General features: G+C 47.6%; 20 protein-coding genes and 2 pseudogenes. 8 read left to right on the forward strand and 14 right to left on the reverse strand.

All coding sequences use genetic code 11. The features are described 5' to 3' along the window. Positions 1-5 precede the first annotated feature (5 nt). Complete coding sequence (gene znuA, locus C2U43_RS15075; protein ID WP_158654538.1) at positions 6-950, reverse strand: zinc ABC transporter substrate-binding protein ZnuA; 945 nt, start codon at positions 948-950, stop codon at positions 6-8. A 78-nt stretch (positions 951-1,028) separates the two neighbouring features. Here znuA and znuC point away from each other — a divergent pair, with 78 nt between their 5' ends. After that, positions 1,029-1,784 carry a zinc ABC transporter ATP-binding protein ZnuC gene (gene znuC / locus C2U43_RS15080; protein ID WP_003833829.1) on the forward strand — a complete coding sequence of 252 codons (756 nt, stop codon included), beginning with the start codon at positions 1,029-1,031 and terminating at the stop codon, positions 1,782-1,784. Next, positions 1,781-2,566, forward strand: coding sequence for a zinc ABC transporter permease subunit ZnuB (znuB, locus tag C2U43_RS15085; protein WP_003034874.1), 786 nt, complete (start codon positions 1,781-1,783; stop codon positions 2,564-2,566). Before znuC ends, znuB begins: the two co-directional genes overlap by 4 nt. A gap of 78 nt (positions 2,567-2,644) precedes the next feature. Here the strand turns inward: znuB and ruvB are convergent, their stop codons facing one another. The 3 genes from ruvB to C2U43_RS15100 all read right to left on the reverse strand — a co-directional run bounded on the left by ruvB (position 2,645) and on the right by C2U43_RS15100 (position 5,709). Further along, positions 2,645-3,655, reverse strand: a complete 1,011-nt coding sequence (gene ruvB / locus C2U43_RS15090; RefSeq protein ID WP_003034872.1) for a Holliday junction branch migration DNA helicase RuvB — start codon at positions 3,653-3,655, stop codon at positions 2,645-2,647. A gap of 8 nt (positions 3,656-3,663) precedes the next feature. Beyond that, positions 3,664-4,275 carry a Holliday junction branch migration protein RuvA gene (ruvA, locus tag C2U43_RS15095; RefSeq protein WP_003034869.1) on the reverse strand — a complete coding sequence of 204 codons (612 nt, stop codon included), beginning with the start codon at positions 4,273-4,275 and terminating at the stop codon, positions 3,664-3,666. A gap of 453 nt (positions 4,276-4,728) precedes the next feature. Next, the gene (locus C2U43_RS15100) at positions 4,729-5,709 is read right to left on the reverse strand and encodes an IS5-like element ISKpn26 family transposase (RefSeq protein WP_000019450.1); all 981 of its coding nucleotides are present in this window, start codon (positions 5,707-5,709) and stop codon (positions 4,729-4,731) included. Between the two features lie 836 nt (positions 5,710-6,545). Between C2U43_RS15100 and C2U43_RS15105 the strand changes: the two genes are divergently transcribed. Next, a complete protein-coding gene (locus C2U43_RS15105) occupies positions 6,546-7,442 on the forward strand; it encodes a DUF4034 domain-containing protein (RefSeq protein WP_103285996.1) in 897 nt (298 codons plus the stop codon). A 254-nt stretch (positions 7,443-7,696) separates the two neighbouring features. Next, positions 7,697-8,308 carry a YebB family permuted papain-like enzyme gene (locus C2U43_RS15110; RefSeq protein WP_103285416.1) on the forward strand — a complete coding sequence of 204 codons (612 nt, stop codon included), beginning with the start codon at positions 7,697-7,699 and terminating at the stop codon, positions 8,306-8,308. Here C2U43_RS15110 and ruvC read toward each other — a convergent pair. From ruvC to aspS, 4 genes are read right to left on the reverse strand one after another with little or no spacing between them, the layout of a single operon-like run. Further along, positions 8,300-8,821: a crossover junction endodeoxyribonuclease RuvC gene (ruvC, locus tag C2U43_RS15115; RefSeq protein ID WP_003034867.1), complete on the reverse strand. Its 522-nt coding sequence runs from the start codon at positions 8,819-8,821 to the stop codon at positions 8,300-8,302. The genes C2U43_RS15110 and ruvC overlap by 9 nt on opposite strands. Positions 8,822-8,855: 34 nt before the next feature. Next, the gene (locus C2U43_RS15120) at positions 8,856-9,599 is read right to left on the reverse strand and encodes a YebC/PmpR family DNA-binding transcriptional regulator (protein ID WP_003833836.1); all 744 of its coding nucleotides are present in this window, start codon (positions 9,597-9,599) and stop codon (positions 8,856-8,858) included. A gap of 28 nt (positions 9,600-9,627) precedes the next feature. After that, positions 9,628-10,071 (reverse strand): dihydroneopterin triphosphate diphosphatase, encoded by a 444-nt coding sequence (gene nudB, locus C2U43_RS15125; protein ID WP_003034863.1) that lies wholly within the window; start codon positions 10,069-10,071, stop codon positions 9,628-9,630. A 1-nt stretch (position 10,072) separates the two neighbouring features. Beyond that, positions 10,073-11,845 (reverse strand): aspartate--tRNA ligase, encoded by a 1,773-nt coding sequence (aspS, locus tag C2U43_RS15130; RefSeq protein ID WP_003833841.1) that lies wholly within the window; start codon positions 11,843-11,845, stop codon positions 10,073-10,075. Positions 11,846-12,132: 287 nt separating this feature from the next. Here aspS and C2U43_RS15135 point away from each other — a divergent pair, with 287 nt between their 5' ends. The 3 genes and pseudogenes from C2U43_RS15135 (at position 12,133) to C2U43_RS15145 (ending at position 14,766) form a co-directional block, all read left to right on the forward strand. Then, positions 12,133-12,699 (forward strand): hydrolase, encoded by a 567-nt coding sequence (locus C2U43_RS15135; protein WP_103285417.1) that lies wholly within the window; start codon positions 12,133-12,135, stop codon positions 12,697-12,699. Then, a pseudogene (locus C2U43_RS15140) lies at positions 12,696-13,178 on the forward strand (DUF72 domain-containing protein); the annotation flags it as partial. The gene C2U43_RS15135 and the pseudogene C2U43_RS15140, both read left to right, overlap by 4 nt. Before the next feature lie 64 nt (positions 13,179-13,242). After that, positions 13,243-14,766: a recombinase family protein gene (locus C2U43_RS15145; RefSeq protein ID WP_103285419.1), complete on the forward strand. Its 1,524-nt coding sequence runs from the start codon at positions 13,243-13,245 to the stop codon at positions 14,764-14,766. On the opposite strand, the gene C2U43_RS15150 is transcribed toward C2U43_RS15145, so the two are convergent. Continuing rightward, complete coding sequence (locus tag C2U43_RS15150) at positions 14,763-15,542, reverse strand: phage baseplate protein (RefSeq protein WP_103285420.1); 780 nt, start codon at positions 15,540-15,542, stop codon at positions 14,763-14,765. The two genes, C2U43_RS15145 and C2U43_RS15150, sit on opposite strands and share 4 nt — an antisense overlap. Positions 15,543-15,634: 92 nt before the next feature. Then, positions 15,635-17,461 (reverse strand): tape measure protein, encoded by a 1,827-nt coding sequence (locus C2U43_RS15155; RefSeq protein ID WP_103285997.1) that lies wholly within the window; start codon positions 17,459-17,461, stop codon positions 15,635-15,637. A 105-nt stretch (positions 17,462-17,566) separates the two neighbouring features. On the opposite strand from C2U43_RS15155, the gene C2U43_RS15160 reads away from it, so the two are divergent. Then, positions 17,567-18,598, forward strand: a complete 1,032-nt coding sequence (locus C2U43_RS15160) for an IS630-like element ISEc33 family transposase (RefSeq protein WP_001752311.1) — start codon at positions 17,567-17,569, stop codon at positions 18,596-18,598. 21 nt (positions 18,599-18,619) lie between these two features. Here C2U43_RS15160 and C2U43_RS15165 read toward each other — a convergent pair. From C2U43_RS15165 to C2U43_RS15180, 4 genes and pseudogenes are all read right to left on the reverse strand, one after another. Beyond that, a pseudogene (locus tag C2U43_RS15165) lies at positions 18,620-18,961 on the reverse strand (tape measure protein); the annotation flags it as partial. Between the two features lie 85 nt (positions 18,962-19,046). Continuing rightward, positions 19,047-19,262 carry a hypothetical protein gene (locus C2U43_RS15170; RefSeq protein ID WP_103285421.1) on the reverse strand — a complete coding sequence of 72 codons (216 nt, stop codon included), beginning with the start codon at positions 19,260-19,262 and terminating at the stop codon, positions 19,047-19,049. A 23-nt stretch (positions 19,263-19,285) separates the two neighbouring features. After that, entirely contained in the window at positions 19,286-19,702 is a 417-nt protein-coding gene (locus C2U43_RS15175; RefSeq protein ID WP_103285422.1) for a hypothetical protein, read from the reverse strand. 8 nt (positions 19,703-19,710) lie between these two features. Then, complete coding sequence (locus tag C2U43_RS15180) at positions 19,711-20,430, reverse strand: transposase (protein WP_103285423.1); 720 nt, start codon at positions 20,428-20,430, stop codon at positions 19,711-19,713. Between the last annotated feature and the right edge of the window lie 6 nt (positions 20,431-20,436).

Genomic DNA, 20,436 nt, shown 5'->3' on the forward strand with positions numbered 1-20,436 from the left:
CCTCATTAATCTCCTTTCAGGCAGCTCGCATACTGGTTGGCTAATTGGTTCAAAAACGCTGAATAGCTTGTTTTACCCAGTTTGATATTCGTTCCGAGCGGATCCAACGTTCCCATTCGAACGGATGTCCCTCTCGCGACGGCTTCAACGACCGCTGGCCTGAACTGTGGCTCAGCAAAAACGCAGGTTGCTTTTTGCTCAACCAACTGTGTTCTTATTTCATGTAAACGCTGCGCACCAGGTTGAATCTCAGGGTTCACGGTAAAGTGACCAAGCGGTGTTAGTCCGTAGTGTTTCTCGTAGTAGCCATAGGCGTCATGAAAAACGAAATAACCTTTTCCCTTGAGCGGTGCGAGCTCGTTACCTACCTGCTTATCGGTTGCGGCTAATTGTGCCTCAAAATCCTTCAGGTTGGCGTCAAGTTTGGCTCGACTTTGCGGCATAAGTTCCACTAATTTTTCATGGATTGCAACCGCTGAGGCCCGCGCTATCTCTGGGGAAAGCCAAAGATGCATGTTGTAATCGCCATGATGGTGATGCTCGTCACTTTTTTCACTGCCAGCATCATTGTGTCCATGATCGTCATCGTCGTCATCAGCACCTTTCATGAGTAACGGTTTCACGTCATTGAGCTGCGCAATCGTTACCTGTTTCGCGTTAGGAATATTCTTGACTGACTTTTCCATAAACGCTTCCATCTCAGGTCCAATCCAAACAACTAAGTCCGCGCCCTGTAAGCGTTTTACGTCTGATGGACGCAGTGAATAGTCATGTTCGGAAGCTCCGTCAGGCAGGAGAACCTCAGTGTTTGTTACCCCGTCTGCAATGGCTGAAGCAATAAACCCCAGCGGCTTGAGTGAGGCCACCACAGCGGCATTTGCTGCCTGTGTTGCACTACCCCAAAGAGCAGCGGATAATGCTGCGAAAAGAAGCGTATTTTTATGTAACATAATGCGACCAATCATCGTAATGAATGTAAGAAATGTGATATTATAACATTCTATAACTTCTGCAAGACTAAAATTGATATGACGACTTTGGTTTCACTGGAAAATGTCTCGGTCTCTTATGGTCAACGCCGCGTCCTGTCTGACGTATCGCTTGAACTTCGACCCGGTAAAATTTTAACGCTTCTCGGCCCAAATGGTGCCGGGAAGTCTACGCTGGTGCGCGTTGTATTAGGGCTGGTAGCGGCTGATGAGGGAGTAATCAAGCGTAATGGTCAATTGCGGATTGGCTATGTACCGCAAAAACTGTACCTCGATACTACGCTGCCACTGACGGTAAGTCGGTTTATGCGCTTACGTCCCGGCACCAAAAAAGAGGATATCCTTCCGGCACTGAAGCGCGTTCAGGCCGGGCATCTGATGGATGCGCCGATGCAAAAGCTCTCTGGCGGGGAAACGCAACGCGTCCTGTTGGCCCGTGCTTTATTGAATAAACCTCAGCTACTGGTGCTCGATGAACCAACCCAGGGCGTGGATGTCAATGGGCAGGTCGCACTGTACGACCTTATCGACCAGTTGCGACGTGAACTGGATTGCGCCGTACTGATGGTTTCCCATGACCTGCATCTGGTGATGGCCAAAACCGATGAGGTACTGTGCCTGAACCATCATATTTGCTGTTCCGGTGCGCCGGAAGTGGTTTCTATGCACCCGGAATTCATCTCAATGTTCGGGCAACGCGGCGCCGAACAACTCGGAATTTACCGTCATAATCACAATCACCGCCACGATTTACAGGGTCGTATCGTCTTACGCCGGGGAAATGGTCACTCATGATTGAATTGTTATTACCCGGCTGGTTAGCTGGGATCATGCTGGCCTGTGCCGCTGGCCCACTCGGCTCGTTTGTAGTCTGGCGTCGAATGTCTTATTTCGGTGATACGCTGGCCCACGCTTCGCTGCTGGGGGTCGCCTTTGGCCTGCTGCTGGATGTAAACCCTTTCTATGCGGTTATCGCCGTCACCCTTTTGCTGGCTGGCGGTCTGGTATGGCTGGAGAAGCGCCCTCACCTTGCGATCGATACCTTGCTGGGTATTATGGCGCACAGCGCATTGTCATTAGGGCTGGTTGTTGTCAGCCTGATGTCCAACATCCGTGTAGATCTGATGGCTTACCTGTTTGGTGATTTGCTCGCCGTGACGCCAGAAGATCTTATCTCCATCGCCATCGGCGTGGTTATTGTTCTGGCGATTCTGTTCTGGCAGTGGCGTAACCTGCTGTCGATGACCATCAGTCCGGATCTGGCATTTGTCGATGGCGTGAAGCTGCAACGCGTGAAGCTGCTGCTGATGCTGGTTACGGCGTTAACGATTGGCGTGGCGATGAAGTTTGTCGGGGCGCTTATTATCACCTCACTGCTTATCATCCCTGCGGCGACCGCCCGTCGCTTTGCCCGTACGCCGGAGCAGATGGCTGGGGTTGCCGTTGGAGTGGGAATGATAGCGGTTACAGGCGGGCTGACCTTCTCGGCCTTCTATGACACCCCGGCAGGTCCTTCCGTGGTGCTGTGCGCCGCGCTGCTGTTTATTTTCAGCATGATGAAAAAGCAAGCGAGCTAAGCATGCGTTGCCCGGTGGCGCTGCGCTTACCGGGCCTACAAAATCGCCCAGGCCTGATGAGCGTCGCGACATCAGGCATTAAGGCATCTGTGGCGGTGTAATGCCAAAATGGTTCCAGGCGCGCACGGTTGCCATACGTCCACGCGGCGTACGTTGTAGAAAACCTTGCTGAATCAGATACGGCTCCAGCACGTCCTCAATGGTTTCACGCTCTTCCCCAATCGCCGCTGCCAGGTTATCCAGTCCTACCGGCCCGCCAAAGAATTTATCGATAACCGCCAGCAGCAGCTTACGGTCCATATAATCGAATCCTTCCGCATCCACATTGAGCATATCCAGCGCCTGGGCGGCAATATCAGCCGAAATCGTGCCGTCATGCTTCACTTCAGCGAAATCGCGTACCCGGCGTAATAAACGGTTGGCGATACGCGGCGTACCGCGGGCGCGGCGTGCCACTTCCAGCGCGCCTTCATCGCTCATTTCCAGGCCCATAAAGCGTGCGCTACGCCCAACAATGTGCTGCAGGTCAGCCACCTGATAGAACTCCAGGCGCTGCACAATACCAAAACGGTCACGCAGCGGAGAGGTTAACGACCCGGCGCGCGTCGTCGCCCCGATTAGCGTGAACGGCGGCAGATCGATCTTAATCGAACGGGCAGCCGGCCCTTCACCAATCATGATATCCAGCTGATAATCTTCCATCGCCGGATACAGCACCTCTTCCACCACCGGTGACAGACGATGAATTTCATCGATAAACAGCACATCGTGGGGTTCAAGGTTGGTAAGCATTGCCGCCAGATCACCCGCTTTTTCCAGTACCGGACCAGACGTGGTGCGCAGATTAACGCCCATTTCATTGGCGACAATATTGGCAAGCGTAGTTTTACCAAGACCAGGAGGACCGAAAATCAGCAGGTGATCGAGAGCATCACCGCGCAGCTTCGCCGCCTGGATAAAAATCTCCATTTGCGAACGAACCTGAGGCTGGCCAATATACTCTTCCAGCAATTTTGGGCGAATCGCACGATCCACCAGATCTTCAGGGGTAGTGCTGACAGCCGAAATCAGGCGATCTGCTTCAATCATCCGTTACCTCACAACGCCGCGCGAAGCGCTTCACGAATCAGGGTTTCACTGCTGGCATCAGGGCGGGCAATTTTGCTCACCATGCGGCTGGCTTCCTGTGGTTTATAGCCCAACGCCACCAGCGCAGCAACCGCTTCCTGCTCGGCGTCGTCCGTTGTCGGGCTTGCCGGAGACGTCAGGACCAGATCCGCTGCTGGTGTAAAGAGATCACCATGCAAACCTTTAAAGCGGTCTTTCATTTCTACAATCAGGCGTTCTGCGGTTTTCTTACCAATACCCGGTAATTTCACCAGCGCGCCCAGCTCTTCGCGCTCTACGGCATTAACGAACTGCTGAGCAGACATACCGGAGAGGATCGCCAGCGCCAGCTTCGGCCCCACGCCATTGGTTTTGATTAACTCTTTAAACAGCGTGCGCTCTTGCTTGTTGTTAAAGCCATACAATAGCTGAGCATCTTCTCGCACCACAAAATGGGTGAAAATAATCGCTTCTTGCCCGGCTTCCGGCAACTCGTAGAAACAGGTCATCGGCATATGCACTTCATAGCCTACCCCGCCCGTTTCCAGAAGGACCAACGGGGGTTGTTTTTCAATAATGATGCCTCTGAGTCTGCCTATCACGTGACGCTCCTGCGTTAAGGGCTAAAAGGTAATGCGCTATCATAAAAAAAGGCTGGATAGATATCCAGATGAAAATGGGTTATTCAACGTTTCCCTTTGACCGTCCCCCGCCCCTAACGAAATACACGGTACACTCGTTAATGACTTTTTTACCTCCTACACGGATAACTTTCTGCCACTGTTCTGTAGTGCAAATTCGGTAGCCTCTATTGATAAATCTCAGTGCTTCTTCGCGATCCTCCGTCTCCAGTAACAGTTGGTGACGGCGATTAATAATACGCCAGGTCATCAGTACCGGCAGGTTAGGGAAGGTGCGAATAAGCAGGTCATTTCTTCCCAAGCTGACTCGCTGATTAAAATTTCGCGGATCTGGGCCGATTTTTTTCCCGCAAACACATCGAATCAGCCTATTTAGGCTATTTTTTCCACCATTTCTGGCGTTATTTCCGGTTTTTACTGAGATCTCTCCCACTGACGTATCATTTGGTCCACCCGAAACAGGTTGGCCAGGGTGAATAACATCGCCAGTTGGTTATCGTTTTTCAGCAGCCCTTTGTATCTGGCTTTCACGAAGCCGAACTGCCGCTTGATGATGCGAAACGGGTGCTCCACCCTGGCACGGATGCTGGCTTTCATGTATTCGATGTTGATGGCCGTTTTGTTCTTGCGCGGATGCTGCTTCAAGGTTTTTACCCTGCCGGGACGCTCGGCGATCAGCCAGTCCACATCCACCTCGGCCAGCTCCTCGCGCTGTGGCGCTCCTTGGTAGCCGGCATCGGCTGAGACAAATTGCTCCTCTCCATGAAGCAGATTACCCAGCTGATTGAGGTCATGCTCGTTGGCCGCGGTGGTGACTAGGCTGTGGGTCAGGCCACTCTTGGCATCGACACCAATGTGGGCCTTCATGCCAAAGTGCCACTGATTGCCTTTCTTGGTCTGATGCATCTCCGGATCGCGTTGCTGCTCTTTGTTCTTGGTAGAGCTGGGTGCCTCAATGATGGTGGCATCCACCAAAGTGCCTTGGGTCATCATGACGCCTGCTTCGGCCAGCCAGCGATTGATGGTCTTGAACAATTGACGGGCCAGTTGATGCTGCTCGAGCAGGTGGCGGAAATTCATGATGGTGGTGCGATCCGGCAGGGCGCTATCCAGGGATAATCGGGCAAACAGGCGCATGGAGGCGATTTCGTACAGGGCATCTTCCATGGCACCGTCGCTCAGGTTGTACCAATGCTGCATGCAGTGAATACGCAGCATGGTCTCCAGCGGATAGGGCCGTCGGCCATTGCCCGCCTTGGGATAAAACGGCTCGATGACAGCGGTCATATTCTGCCATGGCAGAATCTGCTCCATGCGGGAGAGGAAAATCTCTTTTCGGGTCTGACGGCGCTTAGTGCTGAATTCACTATCGGCGAAGGTGAGTTGATGGCTCATGATGTCCCTCTGGGATGCGCTCCGGATGAATATGATGATCTCATATCAGGAACTTGTTCGCACCTTCCTTAGGATACCGTTTATAGTAGAGAAGGAGCGTTAGACTCATAAAAGCGACTATTGACCAGAGAGCAATTAAATAAGGTTTAAGGCTGGTATTGAAAAAGAGGTGATGGCAGAGTTTAGCTATGCGTGGGTCGTTCTGCACATATTGCACGCACATTGCGTTTGATGGCGACTTAAGCTCCCTGGTGGCATGAAAAATGTAAGATTTCTCTCCTTGCCAATATGTAATGTCGTACGAATATAGGCCCGCACAAGTATCTCGCCGCGAGAGACAATCACCATCCATCTTACGCGCAATAGTACTAACGTAGCGAATCGCGGAGACGGTTCCGGTAACGCGAATGCTATTGCGATAGTCGTCATAATCCGTGAGCAAAACATATGCACTGAAAATAAAGAGCGCGCCCCACAATGTACGCTTTATTATCGTGACGTTGCGCATCTTCGCTCCCAATTCCGCATCCAACCACAGCGACGTCCCACACTGAGCGTCGATAAAATCACACACATACACTGTCATGATAAATAATAAAAATCACGCAAATTATAGATTCATTGAATGTCCTGTTTCATACACCTCAGATTAGTTGAACATCTAAAAGATAATCGCCATTCTCTTATAAACTATTTACTTAAATAGTTTCAAAACAGCATCCATCCACCAAATTATTCACGGAATGAATATGCACTTCAAAAGCATCATTTTTTATTCTTTATTAGCAACCCCCATGCTGGCTTCAGCAAATAGCATTACAGAATCCCAGGAACGAATGGTCATTGAACAACAGGCCATCGCTTATACGGTCAGCGGAGACTGGGCCAAATTAGACGCAATGATTCAGGAATATAATACCGGATTTCCAACCACCAGCGGCGGAACTCATAAACTGGTTCTAGCCTGGGGTGGAATCTATGGCCTTTACGCAGGCGATGTTTCCGGTAAAAGTATCGATGATGTTGCGACTCAGTGGCTTAAGGCTCGGCCAAACTCTACCGGGGCGAGAATGTTGCAAGCCATGGTATTTGATGTCAAAGCCGTCGGTTTGCGTGGAGAAGGCGCCGCCAGTTCGGTAGATCCCGATGTCTGGCCTAAATACAAAAAACTCATGGTCGAGGAAAAAGAATTCCTGCTGAAAAATAAAGATATTGCCGATAAGGACGCAACCTGGTATCAGGAAATGGAAATGGTTGCTCGTAATCTTGACGATAAAGAGCTGCTCTACAGTACCCTGCAGGAAGGGAGCAAAAAATTCCCTACATATCAGAACATTTATTTACAGGCAATGGAAGGTCGTTTACCTAAATGGGGTGGTTCAGCCGAAGAGGTCGAGAAAATCGCACGTATGGCGGCGGAGAACAACAAAAATCAGTCAGGTTTATCTTATTACTCCTATATCTGGTTCAATGCGATCTCTTTCCAACCAGAATTTATGACCTTATTAAATAAACATGAGGTTATTTCATGGGACAATATGCGACAAGGCTGGGAAGATCGCTATCAACAATATCCATCGACCAGGACACTCAATAATATCCTTGCAACTGCCTGTATTGCGCGTGATAAAGACGTGTTCCTGAAGGCCGACAAGATGATTCAAGGGCAAACAGAACCAGATGTCTGGCCACAAGGGGTAGAGTATCGGAATTGTCAGGCATCCTTCCGCTAACCGTGGGTAGTAATGATAGAATATGGTAGCCTCAGCGGTTAAACGCTGGGGCGCTTTCACGCTGTTATTACACAGTTGCTCTTTCGTGACGTCCCCTATCCATCAATAAATTGACACGGAAAATTAATAGGCGATTAAATACTCATCTGAAATATTCATTCAGAACACTATCTGGTCACTTTTTCAATTTAATGTTACTTATGCACCAAGTTGGAAGAAGGAAATTATTTCAGACAATAATAATGGAGTGAATCATGGAAAAAAACTATACAGCCAACTATGAGACTGGAGATATTGTCTTTACCTGTATAGGCGCTGCCCTCTTCGGCCAAATATCAGCGGCATCACAAAACTGGTGCAACCACGTTGGGATTATTATCGGTCATAATGGCGAAGACTACCTGGTTGCTGAAAGCCGGATCCCGCTGTCAACCGTCACCACGCTCTCACTATTTATTCAGCGCTCTGCTGAACAACGCTACGCCGTTCGTCGCCTGCGCGACGGCCTGACGGTCAAGCAGAAGCTCGCCATCATGGAGCAAGTTCCTGCCAGGTTGAATAAATTTTATCACACCGGATTTAAATACGAGTCATCCCGCCAGTTTTGTTCAAAATTTGTATTTGATATCTATAAGGATGCGTTGGATATTTCAGTGGGTGATATCGAAACTTTCCAAAACTTATTTCAGAGAAACCCACAAGCGAAGTTAACGTTCTGGAAATTCTGGTTTATGGGGGCAATTCCGTGGGACAGGAAAACGGTTACCCCTGCCAGCTTATGGCTGCATCCTAATTTAGAATTGATTACCGCGCAGGGAATCGAAACGTCCCAACCTGAGCGGCTGAGACGTTGTAATTTAACGTAACCGACCTCGCGCCAGATTCAGCCTCGACTCGCTCATTTGCATGGCGTTCTGACTGACATGGCAGTGGGTAATGGCAATCGCTAGTGCATCCGCGGCATCTGCTTGCGGATTCGCCGGGAGTTTTAGCAGCGTGCGTACCATATGCTGGACCTGGCTTTTTTCCGCGCTACCGATCCCCACCACGGTCTGTTTTACCTGGCGGGCCGCGTATTCAAAGACCGGTAGATCCTGATTGGTCGCCGCAACGATTGCCACGCCGCGAGCCTGTCCCAGCTTTAGCGCCGAGTCGGCGTTCTTCGCCATAAAAACCTGCTCAATGGCAAAATAGTCCGGCTGAAACTGGGTGATGATTTCCGTCACGCCCGCGTAAATCAACTTCAGACGTGACGGGAGATCGTCGACTTTGGTGCGAATGCAGCCGCTGCCGAGGTAGGTCAGTTGCCTGCCGACCTGACGAATAACGCCATAACCGGTGATGCGAGACCCCGGGTCAATGCCGAGAATAATAGACATCACGCATCTCCTGTTATTTTATGGCTTAACCACATCATTCTAAGGTGGCAGCAACCTCATCGGAGATTTCACCGTTGTGGTAAACTTCCTGCACGTCGTCGCAGTCTTCCAGCATATCGATCAGACGCATCAGCTTCGGCGCTGTTTCTGCATCCATATCCGCTTTGGTGGATGGGATCATAGACACTTCAGCTGCGTCCGCTTTCAGACCAGCCGCTTCCAGCGCGTCACGCACTTTGCCCATCTCTTCCCACGCGGTGTAAACGTCAATTGCGCCGTCGTCGAAGGTCACAACGTCTTCAGCACCTGCTTCCAGCGCCGCTTCCATGATGGCGTCTTCGTCGCCCTGTTCAAAGGAGATCACGCCTTTTTTGCTGAACAGGTAAGCCACGGAACCGTCGGTACCGAGGTTACCACCCGTTTTCGTGAACGCGTGACGCACTTCCGCAACGGTACGGTTACGGTTGTCAGACAGACATTCAATCATAACGGCTGTACCGCCAGGACCGTAACCTTCATAGATGATGGTTTCCATGTTGGAATCTTCATCACCACCCACACCGCGCGCGATTGCACGGTTCAGGGTGTCACGGGTCATGTTGTTAGCCAGCGCTTTATCAACCGCTGCACGCAGACGAGGGTTAGCATCCGGATCGCCGCCGCCCAGTTTAGCCGCCGTCACCAGCTCACGAATTATTTTGGTGAAAATTTTACCGCGTTTAGCATCCTGCGCTGCTTTACGGTGTCTGGTGTTGGCCCATTTACTATGACCTGCCATAAATAATATCTCCAAAAAGCGCGCCTTTTCAGGCGACGTTAATTACAAACTCTTCAATCGCCTGCCGGTTACTCCACGACTTGGTTAATTGGGCGGCTTCAACCGCATTAACCCAACGATAGGTCAGATGTTCGGTGAACACGATCTCTCGTTCTGAGGGAAGTGCCAGGCAAAACCAGGATTCAGTATTACGTTCAATTCCCGGTGCATAGCGATGACGTAAATGGCTAAAAATCTCAAACTCCACCGTGCGCTGACAGTCAATTAAGGTCAGTTGCTCAGATGCAACATCAATGGCGACCTCTTCCTTTACTTCGCGCATAGCGGCTTGCGACGCGGTTTCACCTTCTTCAAGGCTGCCGGTGACCGACTGCCAGAAATCAGGATCGTCGCGTCGCTGTAACATCAGCACTCTCCCGGTGTCCTTTGCATAAATCACGACTAACACCGAGACAGGCTGTTTATATGTCATATCAGTTATTCTCGGCCTTCTTAACAACCTGAATGCTCAGTTCCGCCAGCGCAGCTGCGTTGGCAAAGCTTGGCGCTTCAGTCATCAGACACGCTGCAGCCGTGGTTTTCGGGAAAGCAATAACGTCACGAATGTTGTCAGTACCGGTCAACAGCATAGTCAGACGGTCCAGACCAAACGCCAGGCCCGCATGCGGCGGTGTACCATATTTTAGCGCATCCAGCAGGAAGCCGAATTTCTCACGCTGTTCTTGCTCATTAATGCCCAGAATACCGAATACGGTTTGCTGCATGTCGCCGTTGTGAATACGCACGGAACCGCCGCCTACTTCGTAGCCGTTGATGACCATATCGTACGCGTTGGCAACCGCGTCTTCCGGCGCAGCTTTCAGCTCAGCGGCCGTCATATCTTTCGGCGCGGTGAACGGGTGGTGCATTGCGGTCAGCCCGCCTTCACCATCGTCTTCGAACATTGGGAAGTCGATAACCCACAGCGGCGCCCATTTGGCTTCGTCGGTGATGTTCAGGTCTTTACCCAGTTTCAGACGCAGCGCGCCCATCGCGTCGGCAACTACTTTCTTGTTGTCGGCACCGAAGAAAATCATGTCGCCGTCTTGCGCACCGGTACGTGCCAGAATCGCTTCCACAATTTCTGCGTTCAGGAACTTAGCAACTGGGCTGGTAATACCTTCCAGACCTTTCGCACGTTCGGTGACTTTGATGTAAGCCAGGCCTTTCGCGCCGTAAATCTTGATAAAGTTACCGTAATCGTCGATCTGCTTACGGCTCAGCGCAGCACCGCCCGGTACACGCAGAGCAGCTACGCGGCCTTTCGCATCGTTTGCCGGACCAGAGAACACTGCGAACTCAACGTCTTTCACCAGATCGGCAACGTCAACCAGCTCCATCGGGTTACGCAGGTCTGGTTTATCGGAACCGTAACGACGCTCAGCTTCAGCAAAGGTCATGATCGGGAAATCACCCAGATCGACACCTTTCACTTCCAGCCACAGATTACGCACCAGCGCTTCCATCACTTCACGCACCTGCGGTGCGGTCATGAAGGAAGTCTCAACGTCGATCTGGGTAAATTCAGGCTGACGGTCAGCACGTAAGTCTTCATCACGGAAGCATTTAACGATCTGATAGTAGCGGTCAAAGCCAGACATCATCAGCAGCTGTTTAAACAACTGAGGTGATTGCGGCAGCGCGTAGAATTTACCTTTATGTACGCGAGAAGGTACCAGGTAATCGCGCGCGCCTTCCGGCGTCGCTTTGGTCAGCATCGGTGTTTCGATGTCGAGGAAGCCGTGGTCGTCCATAAAACGACGCACCAGACTGGTGATTTTGGCACGCGTTTTCAGGCGCTGCGCCATTTCAGGGCGACGCAGATCTAAATAGCGATACTTCAGTCGCGCTTCTTCGGTGTTGACGTGGTTAGAGTCCAACGGCAGCGAGTCTGAACGGTTGATGATGGTCAGATCGGAGGCCAGCACTTCAATTTCGCCCGTCGCCATATCGGCGTTGACGTTTTTCGCGTCACGCGCACGCACGGTGCCCGTAACCTGGATGCAGAACTCATTACGCAGTTCGGAGGCCAGCTTTAACGCGTCCGCACGGTCCGGATCGAAAAATACCTGCACGATACCTTCGCGGTCGCGCATATCGATAAAGATCAGGCTACCAAGATCACGACGACGGTTGACCCAACCACACAGAGTCACCTGCTGCCCCTCGTGGGACAGACGTAGCTGTCCGCAATATTCTGTACGCATGAGATATCCCTTAACTTTGCCGCAGGCGGATTGTCACCTGTCTCGCAGATGACGAAGTCGCAGCTTTAGCTGAATGTCACAACTGAATGAAAAAAGGCGGCTATTATACTGGAAATTCTGCCGCACGATAAGAGCCTACTGGGATAGACTCTCAGTCCTGTACTGACTGTACGCCTGTTTCCTGGACGGGCATTGCGTAATCTCACAAAAAATAACAAAAATTGTCGCCCCTTTCACACTGATTCGCGATTAAGGTGTAACGGAATTCTTTTATTACTGGAGTGACCATGCTGGAATTGAACGCTAAAACAACCGCCCTTGTCGTGATTGATTTACAGGAAGGGATCCTGCCTTTCGCTGGCGGCCCTCATACGGCACATGATGTGGTTACCCGCGCCGCGCAGTTGGCGGAAAAATTCCGTGCCCACGGTTCCCCGGTGGTAATGGTGCGCGTCGGTTGGTCTGACGATTACGCCGAAGCGCTGAAACAACCCGTAGATGCTCAGACTCCGGCAAAAGCGTTACCTGAAAACTGGTGGCATTACCCAGCTTCTCTGGGGAAATGCGCCAGCGATATCGAAGTGACTAAACGCCAGTGGGGAGCCTTCTATGGTACCGATCTGGAATTGCAGCTGCGTCGCCGGGGTATTGATACCATCGTCCTGTGCGGGATCTCGACGAACATTGGCGTTGAGTCGACGGCGCGAAATGCGTGGGAGCTGGGTTTCAGTCTTATCATTGCAGAGGATGCCTGTAGCGCCGCCAGTGCTGAGCAACACCAGGGCAGCATGACCCACATTTTCCCGCGCATTGCGCGCGTTCGCAGCGTGGAGGAGATTCTGCAAGCGCTATGATTTATATCGGTTTACCCCAGTGGTCGCATCCAAAATGGGTGCGTCTGGGGATCACCAGCCTTGAAGAGTATGCCCGCCACTTTAACTGCGTGGAGGGCAATACCACGCTGTATGCGCTGCCTAAATCCGATATTGTTGCCCGCTGGCAGGCACAGACCACCGATGCGTTTCGATTTTGTTTTAAATTTCCGGCGACCATTTCGCATCAGGCTGCGCTGCGTAATTGTGATGACCTGGTACAGGAATTTTTTACGCGCATGTCGCCGCTGGAATCGCGCATTGGACAATACTGGCTGCAATTACCCGCGACTTTTGGCCCACGCGATCTGCCTGCCCTGTGGCAGTTTCTCGATGAGCTCCCGAATGCCTTTACCTACGGTGTGGAAGTTCGCCACCCAGACTTTTTTGCCAAAGGCGAATCCGAGCAGCTATTTAATCGCGGTTTACACGAGCGTGGAGTAAACCGGGTGATTTTAGATAGACACGTTTAAATACACTACCTAAAGCGATACAATCTAGGTATCAGTTTTGAGGTGGTAAACAATGAAACGTGTCATTTCATACATTCGTTTCTCATCAGAGAAGCAAGCTAAAGGCGACTCACTCCGCAGACAGTCTAAGATGGTCACTGATTGGCTTAAGGCTCATCCTGAGTACTATCTGGATGAATCCCTTACTTTTCGTGATTTAGGCGTTAGCGGGTTCACTGGTAAACACTTACAAGGTGGCTTAGGTGACTTCTTAACCGCTATCGAGAAAGGGCTTGTTAAAGCTGGTGATACGCTCTTGATAGAATCCCTTGACCGTCTGTCACGTCAAGATGTAGACCAAGCAAGTGAGCTATTACGAAACATTCTCCGCTCTGGTGTAGATGTAGTCACCCTGTCCGATGGTGAACATTACACAAAGGAATCTCTTAAAGACCCGTTAGCCTTGATTAAAAGCATTCTGATAATGCAAAGAGCACATGAGGAATCATTACGTAAATCTGAACGTATCCAAGCTGCATGGGATGCAAAGAAGGAAGAGGCTAAAGCTGGTATCAAGATTTCTAAGCGTTGTCCTGCATGGCTCAAGCTTAATGATGACCGTAAAAGCTTCTCTGTAATCCCTGAGAAGGTAGAGACAGTAAAGAGATGCTTTCAGCTACGGCTAGAGGGTAAGTCTATCTGGGATATTGTCAGGACTCTTAATGCTGAAGGTCACCAAACACTAAACCAATATAAAGCGGGTTCATTTGGTCAAACTTCTGTACAAGACCTTTTGAAGAATCGTTCTGTAATTGGTTACTTCACCCCTAAAGGCTGTGAAGAGATTGCAGGTTATTACCCTTCTATTATTCCTGAGACTGATTTCTATAGGGTTCAGCAATTATCTTATAGTCGATATGGAAGGAAGCCTGTCTCTGAAAATCCTATGGCTGTGAACCTCTTCAAAGGTGTTATCCGTTGTTCTGAATGTGGTCATACTTTGATTATTAATGGATTTACTGAAAAACGTCATGGTATTTACCGTTGTCCCTGTAAGCAAGAAAACCGTTGTAATGCCAAGGGATTATCAAGAAAACAGACAGACGGAACATTACTTACTCTACTCTCTCGTATAGACCGTTTTGAACCAGAACAAATAAATGTTATTGACACCTTAAAATTACAGCGCGAAGGGATTCTTAAGAATATTGAAAAGCTGGTGGAGTTGTCGCTTATAATTGATGATATGACGGCTATCACTTCCAAGCTTAAACAGCTTAAAAGCGACCTGTCACTAATTGAATCTGACATTGGAAAAGAGAATCAGCGAATCAAATCTATTGATACTGGTTCTTTGTCTGATTGTGATTTGAGTACAAAGGCAGGAAGGATTGAAGCACAATTGATTATTCGTGGTGTTGTTAAAGAAGCTGTCTTAGACACTACTAATAAGCGTTGCAAGGTTGTCTTTCACAACGGTAAGGTAATTGACCTACCCATAACAGAAAACCCCTCAGAAGCTGTTACAGAGGCTATACAGTCGCTTACTGAGATTGCTTCTAAGGGGTTATTAGATATCGATGAGTTTTCACTTTAACGGTAAGTCTTGTTAGGATTTATAGAATACTTTTTGAGGACTCGACCAGCTTCATTATTAGCCTTCTGAATGCTGGTTGTTTCTTCTTTAGAAAGATTTGAATAGTCAATCTTCCAAGACTTATTACAACTAATTTGAGCATCAAGAATCTTGCTTCTTCCTTCTGGTGAATAGCCCGACAAATCTGTTACCTGCATTAACTCTTTGCAAGATAACATTGGTGAACCATAAGATGTTGTAGTATTACCAGTGTTTTTCTTAGAAGTTACACCGTCATCTTTAGTCGTGGATGTTTTACCAGTTGCTGCACTAACATCTGTAGTCCCTACAACGGCTTTAAAGTTAATTTCTTGGAAGGTCATCTGAATACGTAGACCGTTAGAAATTGTGTGTTCTTTAGAAGCTTTGAATTGGGTAATTACAGAGTCATCAATCTTAATACCATCTTTACAGACGATTGAAATAATTTGCTTCTGGTCTCTCCAAGTCTCTACAGTTGAAATAAAGTTTTCGACTAATTGACCTTGTCTGGTTCTTATAATAGAACCGCTTGAACCTACTACTACAACACCTGAGATAGAAATTGTCTTGGGTGCGCTTTGGACGTTATCAGTGATTGTCTGTCCACTCTGCATTGTTTGAGTCGTCACCATCATAGGTGAATCATATTCCACATTCTCAGTTGCAGATAATGTTAAGAAAGCATCTACATTATCTCTAAGGTGGAAATAAACTCCATCCTTTCCACTATATCTAAGTTGTTTTGTGTCAAACATTGTTGTATTCCTCTTAAGGGTGAGCTACGTGAATACACCTGAGTAGTTATAGGTCGTAATTTTTAATTTTCACGTAGCACACGGTTAAATTATTAGTCTTCTGGATAGCTTGAGCTAATTAAAGTAGCCTCTGCATAATTATCATAGATATTGCTGCTGAAGTTAATAAAGCTATCTTGGTCTGGTTTAATAGCAACCTCACCACCAAGAGATACTTTAACAGGCTCCTGAATACGTTTACTCAAAGCATTAATTTCATTCCGTAGCGACTGAATATCTGAACTTGTCAAACTGTTCTGAGTGATATTGTTTAGTTCTGGATGCTGGAATCTTGCAATATTCAAAGCTGCATTATCCAAAAAATCACCCACTGAACTAAAAATTCGACTCCACCCTTCATTAATTTCATTCGGTTTATCAGGGTCACCAGAATAAGCAGAGTTAAAATCAGTTCCAACACCGACACCAGAAGGATGTAGATTAGCGTTTTTAGCTGACTCTGAATTAACATAATTAGCGGCTTTCTTCAGCGCATACAATGCAAGAGTAACACCTCTAATTTGTGGAATCATTGAGGCAAACGCTAAAGCTAATTCAGTTCCATCATTAGCGAAACCAAATGCAGCAGCAGTACCAACACCACCAACTACACCATTAAATCTCCCACCTTTACCGCCAACCTGTGAAGTTACCTGTCCAGCAACCTGATTAGCTCTTGCTCCAAGCGTTGTAATTGCTCTGACAAGATTTAAAACCCCTGCCGTAGAACTTGCTACTGCTTTCACTGATAACGCCATAGTAAGCCCTTTGACGAAATTAAGTAGTTTCTCACCAGCACCATCAATTAACTTTTGCTGTGCATCATCAAGAGTGAAATAGAACTTTTTAACCTGAAGCATCCACCCTTCAAGTTTGTTATTGAACGCACGAATATCATCAACACCATTTTTAAGCATGTTGATAAGTCCACCGATAGCATCACCAGCAGAACCGCTAACCATACCCATTTCACTAAGCAAACTGCTTAGGCTGGATAAGAAGCCGTTTAACTCATCCTGTGAACCTGAGAAGACTTTAACAAGCGTATCATCCCAATTGTTAGCCAGCTTCCCTACAGCGGTTTGAGTGCTCTTAGCGACTTCAGCCCAGCCACCCGCTTTATCAATCATCAAGCCCATCTGTTTAGCGACTTTAGGAAGAGTATCAGCGGAAAGAATCTTCCCGTTTTTCATGGCTGCATCAAGCTCTGTAGCAGTCATACCCAATGCTTCAGCGAATAGTTTAAATGCACCTGCCATACGGTCACCTAACTGACCACGAAGTTCTTCAGCCTGAATCTTGCCCTTGCTCGCCATTTGCTCAAAAGCTTTCAAAATGCCGTTTAGCTCATCGTTACTAAGCCCCATTAACCGGCTCATAGCAGTTGCATTACCAAATAGTTGTTGTGTCTCATCCTGTGACATAGAACCCTGAGCACCAGCGGCAAACTTAGCGTAGCTTGATAAACCTTCACTAATATTTAAACCTGTCTTGTCAGCCAGCCCTCTGATAAATGTTTCAGCTTCAGGCGCTTTATCACCAAGAACAAATTTAGCTGCTCGCTGTGCTGAATCTCTTTTCAAACCAGCATTCATAATGCTCTTGTAAGCGTTAAGAGCACCCATTACAGAATAGAATGCACCTGATAACTTAATTGCATTACTTGCTAAGTTACCAAAGGAATCATTTACTTTATTGATGTTGGTGGTCTTTGTCTGTGACCTATATTTACCCAGCGCTTCACGAAGAGACTGATTTAGCTTTGCAAGCTCAACATTAAACTTTTCATTTCCAATATTACCAGCCTTACCGCTTAAGCTGTAATACTGTGCTTTAAACATTTTCGCCATTAGCGGATTAACATCACCAAGCTTACTCATACTAAATAGCTGCGCGGAATAGTAGATCACTGAAAGGGAACTCAGCCCGGATTGTGCGATCTGATCAATCGCCAAACCAACCAAAATCACCAACCGGACTGAGCGATGCCGATCATAGTACCAATACCCCGTGGCGAACGACGCCTGATGCAGAAAGCTATTCATAAAACGCGTGATAAAAATCATGCCCGCAGACTCACGGCCATGCTGATGCTTCATCGGGGTGAACGGGTCAGCGATGTTGCCAGAACTCTCTGTTGTGCCCGTTCATCCGTTGGTCGCTGGATTAACTGGTTTACGCACTCAGGTATTGAAGGCCTGAAATCCTTACCCGCAGGGCGCTCCCGACGCTGGCCTTTTGAACATATCTGCACCCTGTTACGTGAGCTGATAAAGCATTCTCCCGGCGATTTTGGTTATCAACGTTCACGCTGGAGCACCGAATTACTGGCAATAAAAATCAATGAGATAACCGGTTGCCAGTTACATGCAGGAACCGTTCGCCGCTGGTTGCCATCTGCGGGGCTTGTATGGCGCAGGGCCGCGCCAACTCTGCGTATCCGTGACCCACATAAAGATGAAAAGATGGCGGTAATCCACAAAGCGCTGGATGAATGCAGCGCAGAGCATCCGGTATTTTATGAAGATGAAGTGGATATCCACCTTAATCCTAAAATCGGTGCGGACTGGCAGTTGCGCGGACAGCAGAAACGGGTAGTGACGCCGGGGCAGAACGAAAAATACTATCTGGCCGGCGCACTGCACAGTGGCACGGGTAAAGTCAGCTACGTGGGCGGCAACAGCAAAAGTTCAGCGCTGTTTATCGCTCTGCTGAAGCACCTGAAAGCCACTTACCGGCGGGCGAAAACAATCACGCTGATCGTTGATAACTACATTATCCATAAAAGCCGCGAAACACAGCGCTGGTTGAAAGCAAATCCCAAGTTCAGGGTAATTTACCAGCCGGTTTACTCGCCGTGGGTGAATCATGTGGAACAGCTATGGCAGGCACTTCATGACACGATAACCCGTAATCATCAGTGCCGCTCAATGTGGCAGTTACTGAAAAAGGTCCGCCATTTTATGGAAACCGCCAGCCCATTCCCCGGAGGAAAACATGGTCAGGCAAAAGTGTAGCGGTATTAGGCGCAGCTATTTAGCACTATGCGCTGCTGTGATTGCTCGGCTACCACTAATTCGCGGTTGCCTTGCTGCTTTAACAGTTTCTTCAACCTGAGTTTTAAAACGAAATGCTTTAGTAGCTTTAGCTCTTTCTTCCAGTCTATTAAAGGTCTGGTTAATCTTCTTTTCCATATTCCCCAAAGAGGCCGTTAAATCCTTATCCATGCTCTTTGGGTTAATTTTAAACGCTTTATTTAAATTACGTTCAATCTTTGTAGCTGACTGCATAGCGAGTTTTTCAACTCGTTGCAATCCCTTAATAACGTTTTCATTGAAACCTAATTCAACGACAAACGAATCAACTGTAAACTTGCTCATTATTCATATTTCACCTCTTTAAGTGTTTATATACGAAAAAGGGAAAGACTAACCAATCAAGGCTAATCTCTCCCCTTTGTAATTTTTAATGAAGGATATAAGTGTAAGAACCAGACTCACCGATTAATTGAGCATCAGCCGGAACACGGTCAATACACCATGAAGGAATCCTTCTAACCTTTGGTTTATGTGAGGTGATAACTTGACGTTTGCTTTTAATTCTTAACTTTGGTTTGGTCTGAAGCTTTAAATTCTCACAAACCGACTTAATAACTTCATAACGTTGCTGTAAATCAATCATTCATCACCTCACATTAGTTTCAATTAGGAGTCCAGCAATTCCTCTATTAAGTAGCCTTTTCCAGCTAAATCCCGATACCGCTTATCTAATTCTGCCTGATAAGAATCGAGATTTTTTAGATAGTCATCTTTAAATTCAGCAAGTAACTCTTCGTTAGTTTTACTGGTAACGTCCCTGATGTAATTCCCACCAATCGCTACTCTAATAGTTCTTGTCCCATCATCAAAGTCTATCATTTCAGTAATTCCTGGTGGATTATAACTATCTCTTAATCGCTCAATATCCCGATTAACATCCCTAATCAGGAAAGTTAAGTCATCTCGACCATCAAGCTTTAAATCTTCCAGAGTCTCACCTTCGTAAATACATTCACGAAGATATCCGGTAATCTCATCGATAGCATCAAACTTCTTTCTAAGAATATAAAAAATAGGACTCATTCTTCACCTCAAATAGCCTTTGCATATTTGCTAGAAATCTTCACTAATTGCTCAATATCAGCTTGCATAGCAACCTTCTTAGCGTCTTCATATTCACTAACAAGCATCTTCATAGTTTTAAGCTGGTTAGCAAGTTCTTGCTTAAATCTGTTTAATTGTTTGCTATGACGCTCAAGTAGATTCTTTTCAGCTAACTGACAAATCTCTTCATCTGTTTTATCAGACAATAAAATATATGAGCCTGTACCGCGTGAAGCTGGTCTAACATCAATTAAACGGAATCCTTCAGGGATGTTCTGAAGAACCTTTGAAACATTCTCTCTTGCTGTACCAAAACCATCATTATCTTCAATTGAGTAATACGCGAATGGATTTTGTCTAATTTCCACTTCAATATCAAAATCAGTTGGCTTCTCAGTTTCTTCAAAGTTCTTGACATTGTCGTAAGCAGAGTCAAGCTTAATTCTTTGTTCTTTCATCAATGGGTAATATTCACGCTCAAGGTTTAACAGTGCTTCACTCTTACAAATATCAGGCAACTCAGTTGGTTCAGGATAAACATTGATAATTTCGCTTGGGATTGCTGTCTTACGTTCCCATTCTTCCTTAGCAACTCTATCAGCAATTGCTTCTTGCTGTTTATGTACTGGATGAGCACTATTACCAATTGAGTTAATAGCTAGTGGCTTGTTATCAATTTCTTTTTCAAACTCATTGCGAATAGTCATTTTAAA

It is taken from the genome of Citrobacter freundii complex sp. CFNIH9, assembly GCF_002903305.1.
Taxonomy (GTDB): Bacteria; Pseudomonadota; Gammaproteobacteria; order Enterobacterales; family Enterobacteriaceae; genus Citrobacter; species Citrobacter portucalensis.

Bases quoted from the DNA above. Each gene is read 5' to 3' on its own strand.
- C2U43_RS15100 (WP_000019450.1), bottom strand. From the start codon at position 5,709: ATGAGCCATCAACTCACCTTCGCCGATAGTGAATTCAGCACTAAGCGC.
- C2U43_RS15135 (WP_103285417.1), top strand. From the start codon at position 12,133: ATGCTGGAATTGAACGCTAAAACAACCGCCCTTGTCGTGATTGATTTA.
- znuC (WP_003833829.1), top strand. From the start codon at position 1,029: ATGACGACTTTGGTTTCACTGGAAAATGTCTCGGTCTCTTATGGTCAA.
- C2U43_RS15150 (WP_103285420.1), bottom strand. From the start codon at position 15,542: ATGTTTGACACAAAACAACTTAGATATAGTGGAAAGGATGGAGTTTAT.
- C2U43_RS15180 (WP_103285423.1), bottom strand. From the start codon at position 20,430: ATGACTATTCGCAATGAGTTTGAAAAAGAAATTGATAACAAGCCACTA.
- znuA (WP_158654538.1), bottom strand. From the start codon at position 950: ATGTTACATAAAAATACGCTTCTTTTCGCAGCATTATCCGCTGCTCTT.
- C2U43_RS15120 (WP_003833836.1), bottom strand. From the start codon at position 9,599: ATGGCAGGTCATAGTAAATGGGCCAACACCAGACACCGTAAAGCAGCG.
- C2U43_RS15105 (WP_103285996.1), top strand. From the start codon at position 6,546: ATGGTCATTGAACAACAGGCCATCGCTTATACGGTCAGCGGAGACTGG.
- C2U43_RS15145 (WP_103285419.1), top strand. From the start codon at position 13,243: ATGAAACGTGTCATTTCATACATTCGTTTCTCATCAGAGAAGCAAGCT.
- C2U43_RS15110 (WP_103285416.1), top strand. From the start codon at position 7,697: ATGGAAAAAAACTATACAGCCAACTATGAGACTGGAGATATTGTCTTT.
- C2U43_RS15175 (WP_103285422.1), bottom strand. From the start codon at position 19,702: ATGAGTCCTATTTTTTATATTCTTAGAAAGAAGTTTGATGCTATCGAT.
- C2U43_RS15160 (WP_001752311.1), top strand. From the start codon at position 17,567: ATGCCGATCATAGTACCAATACCCCGTGGCGAACGACGCCTGATGCAG.
- ruvC (WP_003034867.1), bottom strand. From the start codon at position 8,821: ATGTCTATTATTCTCGGCATTGACCCGGGGTCTCGCATCACCGGTTAT.
- aspS (WP_003833841.1), bottom strand. From the start codon at position 11,845: ATGCGTACAGAATATTGCGGACAGCTACGTCTGTCCCACGAGGGGCAG.
- C2U43_RS15155 (WP_103285997.1), bottom strand. From the start codon at position 17,461: ATGAGTAAGCTTGGTGATGTTAATCCGCTAATGGCGAAAATGTTTAAA.
- nudB (WP_003034863.1), bottom strand. From the start codon at position 10,071: ATGACATATAAACAGCCTGTCTCGGTGTTAGTCGTGATTTATGCAAAG.
- ruvB (WP_003034872.1), bottom strand. From the start codon at position 3,655: ATGATTGAAGCAGATCGCCTGATTTCGGCTGTCAGCACTACCCCTGAA.
- znuB (WP_003034874.1), top strand. From the start codon at position 1,781: ATGATTGAATTGTTATTACCCGGCTGGTTAGCTGGGATCATGCTGGCC.
- C2U43_RS15170 (WP_103285421.1), bottom strand. From the start codon at position 19,262: ATGATTGATTTACAGCAACGTTATGAAGTTATTAAGTCGGTTTGTGAG.